Here is a 13,306-nt window from a genome sequence, read left to right on the forward strand (position 1 = left end):
ATTTTATATAGATTATAAAGGCCTTTCTTAATGTCACCTCTCCTATTAAGGGTGCTGGCTGGTGGTCTTGTGCTCTGCGCTCTGGTCATGGCCTTTATCGGCTGGTCGCTAAGTCGTACCGCGATGACGACGAGCGTCGATTCGGTGTCAGGCCCCGAGCCCACCCCCGAACCTCTGGGCCATCCGGTTCTGGTGGCGGCCAGGGACCTGGCAGCGGGGGAGCGTCCTGCCGATCTCGAAGACGCGTTGCGCCTGGCCTACTTCCCCGAGCCGCCTGCAAGCACCTTCTCTGCTCTCGATCAGTTGCCCGACACGCGCCTGGCACGTCCTCTGGCGGAAGGCGACGTGCTGCGTGAAAGCGGCTTTGTCGGTGGCAGCGCTCTGGCCGAGGTGGTGCCTCCGGGCTTTCGCGCGGTGGGGGTCGGCATCGATGCAGTGATCGGGGGCGGAGGTTTCGTCGCCCCGGGGGATCGAGTCGACGTGCTCTATTTTGCCGAGGCTCAGGGGGAAGGTGGCGAGCGACATCGCCTGGCACGACGACTGTTTGCCGACGTGTCGGTGCTGGGGGTCGGTGAGCGACTGGTGGGTGTCGACGGTGACGATGAAAAAGGTGGAGAGCGCACCGCGGTGCTGGCGATGCCCGAGACCGAGACCGCCCGGCTGCTGCTGGCCGAGACCACCGGGCGGCTGCGCCTGGCGGTGGTGGGCAGCGAGGAGGCCGCCGGCTTTGGCGAGGGGATCGATGATCTGCGCATGATGGCAGGCGGCGCCAGCTTCCTGCCGGTATCCCTGGGCCAGAGCCTCAGTGAGCCGGGCCAGACCGTCAGCTTCGAGGAGTTGACCGGTGTCGAGCGACCGGCAGCGAAAAGGGCTCCCGCGCCGCCACAGACCGGCTATCGGGTGGTGCAGCACGTCGGCGCCAGTCGCAGCGTGGTCACCCTGCCGTGACGGCGGTGGAAGAAGCAGGCAGACAACCATAACGAGAGGCCGGTAGTCGCCGAGGGAAAGGCGAGATACCGCGCCCGCGCAGGGAACAGGAAGGACCATGACGCGAGACAATGAGATCGTCCCACGCAGATCGGGGCGCGGGGGTACGTGCGCCGGAACACCGGTTAGCCGTCTGGCGAACGCGGCCCCTTCGGCACCGTGCCTGATGTTCGGCCTTGGGCGTAGCCTGGTGCTTGGCCTTGTAGTCGGTCTGGCACTTATGCTGGCCGGTGTCACGGCAAGCAATGGCCAGGCGCTGGCGCAACAGCCGCCGCTGACCCTGGCGGTCGGCGATCAGGAGTGGCTGGGCCAGCCCGGCCGTATCACCCGCACGGCGGTGGGGCGGGGCGACGTGGTCGAGGCCCAGGTTCTGGACCCGCGTTCGCTGCTGGTCACCGCGGTGGGGCCGGGCAGCACCACCCTCAAGGTGTGGACGGCGGGGGCCAGTCAGCCCCGCGAGACGCTCATTCAGGTACGTCCCGCCGGCGGCGAGGGGCTCGAAGGCGAGTACTCGCTGGCCCCCCATTCTTCCAGCGCCGAGATCCGTGGCGTTACGAGGTCGTTGGAACGCCACGATCAGGCGGTGTCACGCTTCGCTACCCCTCCCATCGATGCCAGCCAGCAGCTAGGCCCTGTTCAGGTGCAGACGGATATCCGCGTCGTCGAGGTCAACCGCAGTCGCATGGCCTCGGCCGGCTTCTTCATCGGTCGCAACCAGGCCGGCTCCACCCGCTTCGCGCTGGGGCGCAGCGACGAGACCCTCGACTTCCTTTCTGGCGGTGCGGTGGCACCCAACGCCGGAGACGGTGGCTTCTCGATCATCCAGGTCAACACCAGCGGGGTGCTGTCGGCGATCAGTGCGCTGAGCGCCAACGGCTTCGCCTACACCCTGGCCGAACCCAGCCTGGTCAGCCTGTCGGGCCAGACCGCCAGCTTCCTGGCCGGTGGCGAGTTTCCCTTCCCGGTGCAAAGCGGCGATGACGAGATCAGCGTCGACTTCAAGGAGTTCGGTATTCGCCTGCAGCTGACGCCGACGGTGCTCGATGAGCGTCGGATCATGCTCAAGGTGGCGCCCGAGGTGTCCGAACTCGACTTCTCCCGGGGCGTGCAGACCGCAGGAGTGGCGGTGCCGGCACTCAACGTGCGCAGGACCGACACCACCGTGCAGCTCGGCAACGGCGAGAGCTTCATCATCAGTGGCCTGGTCAGTCGCAACATCATCCAGAGCGTGGACAAGATTCCGGGGCTTGGCGATATCCCGGTGATCGGCAGCTTCTTTCGCTCCACCCGACTGGATCGCGACGAGAAGGAGCTGGTGATGATCGTGACCCCCCACCTGGTGCGGCCACTGGCTGCCGGCGTCGATCTGGGGCCGATGCCTGGGGAGGCTTTCGAGGACTATGACCCCAATTTTCTCGAGCTGATGTTCGATCCCCGTGATGCCCAGGAGATCCAGCGTGTCTCCGAGGTCGGCTTCAGTCCCTGAAGGTTGGCGTTCGACGGCTGGTGTTCGGCGATCAGGAGGATGCATGCACTTTCGTCAAAAGCGAGTCCAGGAAACTGAGCCCCAGTCCGCCCCGGTGGTGGGGCCTGGGCTGGTCAGCGAGTTGCACCAGCTGGTCATCGAGCGCCTCGAGGATGATTCGCGGGGACTGCTGGATGATCCGCTGCAGCTACGCCAGCGGGTGCGGGAGCTGATCGAGGAGACCCTCAGACTCAGGGGCTACGCGCGTTCCGACGAGTGTCTCGAGCGGCTGGTCGAAGGTGTCTGCCGCGAGCTCAACGGCTTTGGGCCGCTGGAGCCGCTGCTCGCCGATGACGGTATCTCGGACATCCTGATCAACGGCCATTCCCAGGTGTTTATCGAGCGCGGTGGTCGGCTCGAACCCTGCGCGGTCAACTTCCTCGACGACGACCATGTGCTGAGGGTGGTGCGACGCATGCTGGCCCCCCTGGGTAAACGGCTGGACGAGTCGAGCCCCATGGTCGACGCGCGACTGGCCGACGGCTCCCGGGTCAACGCCATCATCGCGCCGCTGTCGCTCAATGGCCCCAGCGTGTCGATTCGCAAGTTTCGCCGCGAGGCGCTGGGTGCCGATGACCTGGTGGCCATGGGCAGTGTGCCGCCCAACCTCATGACCTTTCTGCGCCGGGCGGTGGAAGAGCGCTGCAATGTGCTGATCAGCGGCGGCACCGGTGCTGGCAAGACCACCCTGCTCAACGTCTTGAGTGGGGCGATACCGGCCAGCCAGCGGGTGGTGACCATCGAGGACAGCGCCGAGCTGCAGCTCGCCAGCCATCACGTGGTACGCCTCGAGACCCGGGCGCCAAACATCGAAGGCGAGGGCGAAGTCGGCGCCAGCGCCCTGGTCAAGAACGCCCTGCGCATGCGTCCTGACCGGGTGCTGCTGGGGGAGAGCCGGGGCGACGAGGTGCTCGACATGCTGCAGGCCATGAATACCGGCCACCAGGGCTCCATGAGCACGGTGCACGCCAACTCCGCCGGCGACGCCGTGGTGCGCCTGGAAATGATGGTACGGATGTCACGCTTTCAGGGCACCGACGCCCTGGTACGCCAGATCATCACCACCGCCCTCGATCTGATCGTCCATGTGGAGCGGGGCAGCGACGGCAAGCGTCGGGTGGCCGAGGTACTGCGAGTCGGTGGTCTCCAGCGCGGCGAAGTCCAGCTGGAGCCCTTGTACCGAGCCGGCGGTGGCGCGGTGCCCTCGCTGCAGCCACCGGGCGACGATGACTCACCGATCGGCTGGCGCCGGCTGCTGAGCTCCCTGCAGGAGCCTTCGCCATGACGGTCTGGGGGATGTTTTCGCTGGTAGCCCTGTGCCTGGGGGGCGCCGCCTGGCTGTTGCTGAAGAGCGCCAGTGCGCTTACAGAACGCGCCGCAGGTGGCACACGCACCGCCCGGCGGCGGCTGATGTCCCAGGATTCGTTGATGGAGTGGCTGGTGGAGAGGCTCACCGCGGCGGGGCTGCCGGCCTCGCCGGCCGTCGTGGCGCTGTCGGGAGGCTGCCTGCTGGTGCTGGCGATGCTGCTGCTGTCGAGGCTGGGGGCGGTGTGGGGACCCGCCATGGTGCTGGTCATGGTACTGGCAGCCAACGCCCTGATTCGCTTCAGAGCGGCAAGGCTGCGACGCCGGGCGAGGCGCCAGCTTGGGCCCTTTCTTGGGCATATCACGCGAGGGCTCGGCGCCGGTCAGGGCCTGGAAACCGCCTTCGAACAGGCCATCAAACGCTCTCGACCGCCGTTGTCGGATGCCCTTTCCCGAGTAAAGCTGCGTCGCCAGCTGGGCCAGGAGCTGGACGAGGGCCTGGCCCGGGAGGGCCAGATACTCAGGCTCGACGAACTGCGGCTGCTGGCCACCGCGATACGCATCAATCAGAGTCACGGCGGCAGCCTTTCCGAGATGCTCGACGCCTTCGCCTCGGCCCTGCATCAACGCGAGCAAAGTGGCCGAGAACTCGCCGCCATGACCGGCGAGACCCGCGTCAGCGCCTGGGTGCTGGGACTGTCGCCGCTGGCGTTGACGCTGTTTATCCACTTCACCCAGCCGGAATTTCTGGCACCGATGCTCGAAAGTGCCGGCGGACGCCAGGCGTTGATGCTGGCGGTGGCGCTGCAGCTCGGCGGCGGCTGGCTGCTGTGGCGAATGCTCAAGTCGGTGTAAACCCGGGCGCGTCGCGACATGACGATAACGAACAGGAGGCGCGGATGTGGAACCTATGGTGGAGCGGGGCGGTGATGGCGTTGGCGCTGGCGGCGTCACTGCTGTTGATCAGCGCCCGCCGGCCGCTGGGCGCCGAGGGCGAGCGACGCCACGACGAATCCCGGCTGCTGCGCGAGGGGCGCGGCCTGTGGCGTAGTCGGTCCCGTCAGCAGGGTATGGCGGCGCGACTGTCGTTGCGCCTGCGCCAGTGCGGGCATGTCGGTGCCAAGGCGCAGCTTGCGGTGTTGCTGGCCTGGGGCGTGCTCGCTGTCGGTGCGGTGATGCTGGGGGGGCTTCTGGCGCTGGCCGGTGGCAGGCCACCGTTGGCGGTGGTCGCCATGGGAGCCGCCTGGGGAGGCTTCGCGCTCGGGCTCGGCTGGCTCGCCATGGAGCGCAAGCGGCGGCGGCGCATTCGACGACTCGATGAGGATATCGAGCTGGTGCTGCAGGTGACGCGGATGCTGTGGGACACCGGCATGACCCTGGAGAGCCTGCTCAACCGGCTGATCCAGCAGCTTGGTGCGACCACCCCGGACATGGTGCTGGAGCTTCGTGTCGTGGCCAATCGTATCGACAGCGGCCAGGACCGGGAACGGGTGCTGGAAGAGGCGGCCGCGGTGCAGGCCAGCGAAGGGGTCGAGCAGTTCTTTCTGCTGTTCGCCCAGATCGCCCGTACCGGCGGGCGAGCCAGGGACAGTCTGGCGACCCTGGTCGATCGCCTCGGGGCGCAGCGACGTACCCGGCTGCAACAGAAGGTCAGCCAGCTCTCCGGCACCATGTCGCTGGTCATGATGCTGTGCCTGTTTCCCGCCCTGCTGATCGTCATGGCAGGGCCTGCGCTGGTCAACCTGGGCGGCCTGATGGGGTCGCTCGGTGGACCATGACAACGGATCGCTGGAGGCGCCCATGCGCATGACAACAACGCTGAACAAGCGCTCGCCATCACCGAAGATGCGTCGCCTGTGGCTGGCCACCGGTGTGGTGCTGATGACCGGATGCTCGAGTACACCGGATGGCCCAACGTCGATGGCGGCGCTGGGCGCGCTGTCGCCGGACATCTCGCGGGCCGCCCCGGAGCAGAGCGTCGGCCCCTGCGGCCGACGCTACGACGCCGAGATCGGCGTCGAGCTGTCGCTGATCCAGCGCATGCTGGACGACGACAAGCCGCGCTCGGCCGCGGCCCATCTAGAGGCCGGCGACTATGGTCTACCGCTGGCCTGGCGGCTTGAGGGCGAGGCGCTACGCGCCGTCGGCGACACTGTCGCCAGCGACCGGGCCTACGAGGCCCTGCTGGGCACCTGCCTGGCCGCGGACGGCTATCGCGGGTTGGCCCGCAATGCCTTCAGTGAGGGACGGCGTGAGCAGGCGCTGGCGCTGATGCGCGAAGCCCGCCAGACACGGCCGATCGATCCACGCATTCGCAACGACCTGGGCTATCTGCTGATGCTGGCGGGGGACAATCGGGCCGCCGCCGAGGAGTTCCGCACCGCGCTCGAGCTGGACTCGGGGCACGAGCAGGCCGCCGCCAATCTGGTGCTGGCGCTGAGCCGCAGCGGACAGCGGCAGCGTGCCGCCGACGCCGCCCGGCACTTCGGTGTGGATGCAAGGCTGGTGGGCGTGCGCGATAGCGCTGCAGCCACAGAGCTCTCTGCATCGGGCTCGGCATCGCCGTCGGTATCACGTCCGGGGGCGCAGGCCGAGAGTGAAGAGTCATGAAGCCTCGTCGATCCATCCATCCGTGCAAGGAGCGCCTGTCCATGCTGTCGAACCTGTTGTCGAAAAAGACCTTGCTCGAGCCGCGAACGCTGGTCACCGTCGCCCTTATCTGCCTGCTGGTCAGCCTAGCGCTGGTGTTCTGGCCCGACAGCGCCAGCGCGCAGCAGACAGGAACCGCGCAGGCCAGCTCCCAGGCCGTTGCCTCGTCGCAGGTCGTGCGCCTGCCGGCCACCCGGGATCCCTTCGGCGAGCGTACCCGCACGCTACTGGCCGTCCAGCGCGACGGGCGCCTGGCGTCACCCTCGCCCCAGGCGCTTTCTGGCAAGGTGCAAGGTCAGATCTACCAGCGCTATGTGGACAGCTTCGGCCACCCGATTCCTGAGCGCTATATCGAGACGGGCTTTGGCGAGGACTAGACGTGCCATGGCGCCGTCGCCGCGGGTTGAGCCCTGGCCGAATCACGTAACCGGAAAGGCCAGAACCGGCTGGTCGGCGGACGATCGTGCTCAGGCGATTGGGCGAGCGAAGGAGCGCAGGTGTGGCCCAGCATCCCAGCGTGGCGCCATCGGCGTGATGACCGCCTTCTTGCTGGTGGGGCTGGTGGTGGTGGTGACGCTGGCACTGGACGCCGGTCGCCTGTATCTCGAGCAGCGCCGACTTCAGCAGGCTGCCGACCTGGCGGCGGTCTCGACGGCAGCAGGCTGCGACGCGCTGTTTCAGGGCGAGGCGTGCCGCTCGGGAGAGCTGCGCCAGGCCGCCATCGCCGCCGCCGCGGCCAACGGAGTCGTCGTGGGCGCCGATAGCGAACAGGGCGAGGCCACTCTGGCGGTGACCCAGGGGGCGCTGGACGATGAAGGTGCTTTTTATGACGAGGCGGGACTGGCCAACGCCGTCAGCGTGGTCCTGAACCGCCAGGTGCCCAGCAGCCTGCTGGCCAACCTGGGAGAGCTGCTCGGGAACGAGGTGGAAGATCTGGTCATGCTCCAGGCCAGCGGTGTGGCGCGGCGAACCGCGGTGGTGACCCTGAGCGCCGGCACCCGCCTGCTTGCGCTCGATACCAGCGAGTCGACGCTGCTCGATGCGCTGCTCGGCAAGCTGATCGGGGGGAGTCTCGATCTCACCGTGCTGGGTGCAGATGACGGCGTGGGCCTGGACGTCAGCCTGGGCGAGGTGCTGGACGTGGAAGCGCTGGACGTCGACCTCGATGAGGGCCTGACTCAGAACTTGGCCCAGACCTTGAACGAACCCCTGGATCTGCACACGCTGGGCAGTCGACTGGCATCGGTGTTGGATCTGGCGGGTGGCAACCCGGTGCTTGGCGACGCGCCAGGCGAGAGCTTCACCCTGGGCGAGCTGCTGGCGATCGATACCAGCGGCGAAGTGTCGATGACATCCTTGCTCGAAGCACGCGTTCCGGTCCGGGATCTGCTCGAAGGGGCGCTGCTGCTGACGACCAGCAAGCAGCAGGATGGCGTCAGCCTCGGCTTGGCCGATCTCTCTCCGCTTGTTGTCGGCCTGGGGCTAGGCCTTGCCGATATCTCGCTTGAACTCGACGTTATCTCGCCGCCGAGCATCGCCGTGGGCCCTCCGGGGCCCGCAGTAGCAAGCCTCGCGAGCGATTGTGCACCTTCCAGTTGCTATCGCAGCGTGGCACGCAATGCCCAGCTCGGGGTGGCGCTGGATGTCGAGCTGAATGTTCTTGGGCTGATCGGTGTGAAGGCGAGCACGCGAGTGACCGGGGCCAGTGGCAAGGCGGCGATCGGTTCACTGGCCCCAGCGGACGATAGCCTCGCGCTGACGCTCGCCGCCAGGCGCGAATTGCTCGAGGTCACCCAGTCGGTGGAGGGTACTGGATTGCTCGGCATCGGCTCGGTTTCGCAGACCGTGCGCTCCGGCGGGACTGGTGATGCCACGCAGCTCATCCGCTGGCCAGCGCAGAAGGGGGCGGAGTTCGATGACCAGGGGGGGGCTCAACTGACCGGCGTGCTCAGCGGCCTGCTATCAGACCTGGGGCTCTCGGCGCTGTTGTCCGGGACCCTTACGGACGTCAATACGATACTGCTCGAGCCGCTGCTCGAGGGGTTGGGCATCGGTATCAACACCCTGGAGGTGCGGGTGCTGGCGGTGGACGCCGGAGGCGTCGAGTCGTTGACTGCCTGCGAGGCAACCCAGGCCGGCTGTCGAGGAGGAACCTAGACCATGCATAGAGGCAAGGGCACGCGAGCGTGCCGCCAGGGCGGAGCAGTGGCCATCGAGTTTGCCATCGTGCTGCCGATCTTCCTGCTGTTGCTGTACGCCCTGGTCAGCTATTCGGTGGCCATGGTGCAGCAGCACCAGTTGACCCAGGTGACCAGCGAGGCGGCCAGGTCTGCCGCGGTGGTGGCGAGCGCCCCCTGGCTCGCCGACGAGGATATGCTGGCCGAGGCCACCCAGCGAGTGCTGGACAGCATCGAGGCCATGGGCTGGCTCGCCGACGATACCCCTGGCTGCATCGAAGGTGCCAGGGTGGCGATCGAGGACGACACCCTGACGGTGTGTCTTGAGCGCTCGCTTTCGATAAAGACCTTGAGCGTGGCGGGCATCAGCGTCCCCGATCTGCCCGACGCCTTGAGTGGGCGGGCGGTGATCAAGCTCTAGCCGGCGTGCCGCCCCTGGCCTTGAAACGACACGAGCCGCCCTTGGGCGGCTCGCGGAGGTTTGCGGGTCGTGGCTTGCGAGAGGTGGTGTGCGGGTCGTGGCTTGCGTCGTCGAGCAGACTTGGCTCGTTGCCGGACTCAGGCAGCGGTGATGATGTGGTACTTCTCCATCAGCTGATCATGGCTCTCGACCCGCTCCGGGTCCAGCGGAATGCAGTCCACCGGACACACCTGCTGGCACTGGGGCTCGTCATAGTGGCCCACGCATTCGGTGCACAGGTTGGGGTCGATGACGTAGATCTCCTCGCCGGGAGAAATGGCGCCATTGGGGCATTCCGGTTCGCAGACGTCGCAGTTGATGCACTCGTCGGTGATCATCAGTGACATTGGGGGGTCCTCGCGCAGAGTCGTGGCCACAGGGCCAAGGCAGCGTGCCGCCGGAATCTCGCCGTCGCGAGGGGGCCGGGCAGGCTGCACGGGGGCTCAGCATGGCCGATAGCCACCCTGGAGTTCGGGATCAACGGGAAGACCACGGCCTGATCGCAGCGCGCCGAGGTCAATTCCCAGTGTGATGGTCAAGTATTGTAATGGCTACGCAGGGTTTGTGCGACCTTGGGGTGCACATGCTTCGAGATGTCGCCGCCCAGCCGAGAGATCTCCCGCACCAGAGTGGAGGAAATGTAGGAGTTCTCCACCTCCGGGGTCAGGAACACGGTCTCCAGGTCCGGCATCTGGGCGCGGTTCATGTTGGCCAATTGCAGCTCGTACTCGAAGTCGGAGACGGCGCGCAGGCCTCTCAGCAGCACCCGGGCGTTCTGCTCTTTCATGAACTCCGTCATCAGGCCGGAAAAGCCCACCACCTCGACGTTGCCAAGGGAGGCAACCACCTCTCGGGTCAGCGCCAGACGGGTGTCCAGATCCAGCGTCGGGCCCTTGCCAGGGCTCGAGGCGATGGCCACCACCACCTTGCCGAACAGCCGCGAGGCGCGCTCGATAAGGTCATAGTGGCCATTGGTGATGGGATCGAAGGTGCCAGGATAGATGGCGGTGGTCATCACCTCTTCTCCTGTCTCTCGTCAGCGAACGGCGTGTCCAGCTCGTCGCCGGCTTCGTCGAGCCGGCCGAAGGGATTGTCCACGCTCAGCGACACCGGCTGCTGGTAGCCGGGGATGTGGATGCTGTCGGCACCGACCTCAAGCTCAGGGCCTTCCAGCACGCCTTCACCGAAACGATAGCGCACGGCGAAGTGTCCCGCATCGGCCTGTTGGTGGTAGACGGCGGCCTGGGCCCGGGTCGCCTCGCGACGCTCGCGCCAGGCGGCCATGGCATCGGCGCCGTGGCGCTTGGCCAGCAGCCGTTCGGTGGCCTCGGGGGAGATCAGCACCCCGGTGGCGTTGTTGCCGCCAAAGCCCTTGGCGTTGATCAGGCTGGCGTCGGCCTTGAACGCCTGGGTGTCCTTGAACAGTCGCAGGCGCTCGGCGTGGACGTCGTCGGCGACCCGGTCGAGGGTACAGATGCCCGGCAGCAGACCGTAGGCGAAGCTGCCCAGGGCGTTGGTGAGCTGGTCGCCGGCGGCGCTGCCCTGGGAGTGGCCAAGGTAGGCCTTGATCGCCACCACCGGCCAGTCGGTGATGCCGTGGGCCTTGGCCACGGCGTCGAACACATGGGACTCGGTGGTGCGGTTCTTCGGCGTCGAGGTGCCGTGGGCGTGGATATAGCTGCGTTCTCGCAGGCTGGTCTCGCCGAGCATGTCGCGAATCAGCGAGCAGGCCTTGCCCAAGGTCACGTAGTTGCCGATGCCGGGGGCCGAGATCGAACGCTTCCAGCCGTCGGCGTTGACGAACACCTCCGGTGCGGCGGCCAGGATATCGGCACCCACTTCCAGCGCCAGGCTGTCGTCCATCAGCATCACGAACTGGCTGGACTCCCCCATGGTAAAGCCGCAGTTACGGGCGAAGGGACGGCTGGCGCGCTGGTAGTCGGCGTCGGTCAGAAGCTCCAGGGCGTCCAGCGCCTTGAGGCTGTCGTCGTCGGCCAGCGCCCCCATGGTGCGAAAGCCCTCGATGATCTCGGGGGTGATCGGGGCGTCCGAGGTGCCGACCATGACGATGCGGCGGCGGCCGCTTCTGATGTCGTCGATGCCCAGGCGCAGGTTGTAGAGGAAGCTGGCGCAGGCGCCCAGAGCGGCGCCGGTGGCACCGACGCTACCCAGCACATAGGCATTGAGGAAGTCAGCGGGCATCTGGCCATAGCCCAGCGGCATCTGCTTGGAGGTCGCGCGCTTGCCCGAGACGAAGCTCTTGAGCAGGCCTCCCCAGCCCTCGTCGTCGAGCTGACCGATGGAGTTGCCGGCATAGACGGCGATGGCGTCCGGGTCCAGGCGGTCGCGCAGCGAGTCCCAGTCGAGTCCACTGTCACCGAGGCAGTCGCTGGCGGCGAATACCGCCATGGAAAGCCCGCGCGGGTGGTGCACGCTGCGGTAGAGCTGACTCGGGTCGAAGCCGCTGGGCAACTGGCCTGCGGCACGGACCTGGGCCTGGCGGGTCTCTGGCAGCATCACGTCCATCTGGCCGGCGGGTACCGTGACTTCCAGATGATGGCGATCGACCTCACGCACCTGCCAGGTGGGCGGCAGGTTGTCCGGTAGCTGTCTGCGGCGCAGGCGAAAGGTCAACGGCGATTCCAGCGCCAGGTTGGCGCGGCGATTGGCGGGCAGCCCCTCGTCATTGAAACGGGGATCCTCGATGCGACGAATCAGGGTGTGACTGAGCACCTGGTCGCGGGTCTCCTGCGCCAGCTGGGCGGCATCGAGCACCTGCCCCTGGGCGTTGTGCCAGCGCTGGTCGGCGTCGCAGTGCGCCAGGCGCATCATCGCCGCCAGGCCGAGCAGGGTGGAGGTCTGCTCGGCCTCGGGAAGGGCGTCGAGCACGGTGCGACGGAAGGCCTGGTGGCCCGAGGTACGGCCGGCCGGGTTGACGCCGCCCATGCCCACGATCACCGGTAAGTGTGACAAGCCGGAGTCCTCGTATTGAAGCGGGTGAAAGGCTCGCTCTCGGAGCGGAGAAACGACATTGAAGGGCGCTGCGACAGCCCCGGACAGCCTGGCTGTCCGTGAACGAGGTAAAGACGGCTCGACTCTCGTGTTGCCTTGCAGCGATAGCGTGACGATCGCCTGCAAGCGTCGGTCGAGAGGAGCCTGAACCTCACCATTCTGGCGGCGAGGAGTCGTGCCTCGCGCGATGCCGCGTGCGCCCCAAGCAAAACGCCGTTCGATATTGCCATGGGAGAGGGATTCAGGCCAGCGATGTTAGCACTTGGTCTTGCCTCAGTCATGCGCGTTTCGGTGAAGCCAAGGGGGAGAAAGGCTTGGCGCCGGGGCTCGCGCCTGGTCTCGCTCGACAACGTGAATGGTGAAGGCGGGACGAGTCCTGCGGTGTAAGCCCCTGCTTACGCGTGAGGCACTTGATACACTGCACGCCAGGGCAAGACCAGGTCTTCGCCTCGCCGTTTCCACTGCCCGAGATCGCCCATGTCCGACGCCCCCCGCATCGTCACCTCGAACCAGACCGGCCCCCACGAGGACCTGCCGCGTCGGGTCAGTCGCGGTCTGTCCCATGTCTGGCGCAAGCCGCTGGCCGAGCACACCCGTGAAGCCTTCGCCGAGGCCGAGACCTGGCGCAGGGCTCAGGGTGAGCGAGGGCTTATTCTCGACGCCTGCTGTGGGGTCGGGCTGTCGACCCGCAAGCTGGCCGAGCGGTTTCCCGAGCACTGCGTGATCGGCGTCGATCGCAGCGCCGATCGACTGTCGCGGGACCACGGCCGGCTGCCGGACAACGCCCTGCTGGTGCGCGCCGACCTGGTCGACTTCTGGCGGCTGGCGCTGGCCGAAGGCTGGCGACCGGAGCGCCACTACCTGCTGTACCCCAACCCCTATCCCAAGTCGGTGCAGCTCAAGCTGCGCTGGCACGGGCATCCGGTATTTCCCGCCATCGTCGGCCTGGGCGGACGTCTCGAGGTGCGCTCCAACTGGCGTCTGTACATCGAGGAGTTCGCCATCGCCGTGTCCCGGGCCACCGGCGTCACCACACCGCTGGGGCCCTTCGACCCCGGCGATGACCCGCTCACCCACTTCGAGCGCAAGTACCACGAGCACCACCAGCCGCTGTGGCACCTGGTCGTCAACCTTGACCATCGCCCGGGGCTGATGCCCGGCATGTAAGCGGCCACTCGCCGACTCCCAGGC

The 13,306-nt window shown here is 67.1% G+C and carries 13 protein-coding genes; 10 read left to right on the forward strand and 3 right to left on the reverse strand.

The features are described 5' to 3' along the window. Positions 1-30: 30 nt before the first annotated feature. The 9 genes from cpaB to NFG57_RS02030 all read left to right on the forward strand — a co-directional run bounded on the left by cpaB (position 31) and on the right by NFG57_RS02030 (position 9,064). On the forward strand, positions 31-948 hold the full coding sequence (gene cpaB / locus NFG57_RS01990; protein WP_348815235.1) for a Flp pilus assembly protein CpaB: 918 nt from the start codon (positions 31-33) through the stop codon (positions 946-948). Between the two features lie 205 nt (positions 949-1,153). Then, positions 1,154-2,473 carry a type II and III secretion system protein family protein gene (locus tag NFG57_RS01995; protein WP_348815237.1) on the forward strand — a complete coding sequence of 440 codons (1,320 nt, stop codon included), beginning with the start codon at positions 1,154-1,156 and terminating at the stop codon, positions 2,471-2,473. A gap of 43 nt (positions 2,474-2,516) precedes the next feature. After that, on the forward strand, positions 2,517-3,797 hold the full coding sequence (locus NFG57_RS02000; protein ID WP_052704231.1) for a CpaF family protein: 1,281 nt from the start codon (positions 2,517-2,519) through the stop codon (positions 3,795-3,797). Next, on the forward strand, positions 3,794-4,672 hold the full coding sequence (locus NFG57_RS02005; protein ID WP_348815238.1) for a type II secretion system F family protein: 879 nt from the start codon (positions 3,794-3,796) through the stop codon (positions 4,670-4,672). The genes NFG57_RS02000 and NFG57_RS02005 overlap by 4 nt, the downstream gene beginning before the upstream one ends. Before the next feature lie 44 nt (positions 4,673-4,716). Beyond that, positions 4,717-5,595: a type II secretion system F family protein gene (locus NFG57_RS02010; protein ID WP_045991405.1), complete on the forward strand. Its 879-nt coding sequence runs from the start codon at positions 4,717-4,719 to the stop codon at positions 5,593-5,595. A gap of 22 nt (positions 5,596-5,617) precedes the next feature. Continuing rightward, complete coding sequence (locus NFG57_RS02015; RefSeq protein WP_348815240.1) at positions 5,618-6,427, forward strand: tetratricopeptide repeat protein; 810 nt, start codon at positions 5,618-5,620, stop codon at positions 6,425-6,427. Then, positions 6,424-6,843, forward strand: a complete 420-nt coding sequence (locus NFG57_RS02020; RefSeq protein WP_348815241.1) for a DUF3613 domain-containing protein — start codon at positions 6,424-6,426, stop codon at positions 6,841-6,843. The genes NFG57_RS02015 and NFG57_RS02020 overlap by 4 nt, the downstream gene beginning before the upstream one ends. Positions 6,844-6,997: 154 nt before the next feature. Continuing rightward, complete coding sequence (locus tag NFG57_RS02025) at positions 6,998-8,623, forward strand: pilus assembly protein TadG-related protein (protein WP_348815242.1); 1,626 nt, start codon at positions 6,998-7,000, stop codon at positions 8,621-8,623. Positions 8,624-8,626: 3 nt separating this feature from the next. Further along, entirely contained in the window at positions 8,627-9,064 is a 438-nt protein-coding gene (locus NFG57_RS02030; RefSeq protein WP_124804980.1) for a TadE family protein, read from the forward strand. A gap of 137 nt (positions 9,065-9,201) precedes the next feature. Here NFG57_RS02030 and NFG57_RS02035 read toward each other — a convergent pair whose 3' ends face one another. From NFG57_RS02035 to NFG57_RS02045, 3 genes are all read right to left on the reverse strand, one after another. Further along, positions 9,202-9,450 (reverse strand): YfhL family 4Fe-4S dicluster ferredoxin, encoded by a 249-nt coding sequence (locus tag NFG57_RS02035; protein WP_045991409.1) that lies wholly within the window; start codon positions 9,448-9,450, stop codon positions 9,202-9,204. Between the two features lie 188 nt (positions 9,451-9,638). Further along, positions 9,639-10,118, reverse strand: a complete 480-nt coding sequence (gene coaD, locus NFG57_RS02040; protein ID WP_045991410.1) for a pantetheine-phosphate adenylyltransferase — start codon at positions 10,116-10,118, stop codon at positions 9,639-9,641. Continuing rightward, positions 10,118-12,049, reverse strand: coding sequence for a beta-ketoacyl synthase (locus NFG57_RS02045; RefSeq protein ID WP_045991411.1), 1,932 nt, complete (start codon positions 12,047-12,049; stop codon positions 10,118-10,120). Before NFG57_RS02045 ends, coaD begins: the two co-directional genes overlap by 1 nt. 543 nt (positions 12,050-12,592) lie before the next feature. Between NFG57_RS02045 and NFG57_RS02050 the strand changes: the two genes are divergently transcribed. Then, complete coding sequence (locus tag NFG57_RS02050) at positions 12,593-13,282, forward strand: class I SAM-dependent methyltransferase (protein WP_045991412.1); 690 nt, start codon at positions 12,593-12,595, stop codon at positions 13,280-13,282. Positions 13,283-13,306 lie beyond the last annotated feature (24 nt).

This window comes from Halomonas sp. H10-59 (assembly GCF_040070555.1).
GTDB lineage: Bacteria > Pseudomonadota > Gammaproteobacteria > Pseudomonadales > Halomonadaceae > Halomonas > Halomonas litopenaei.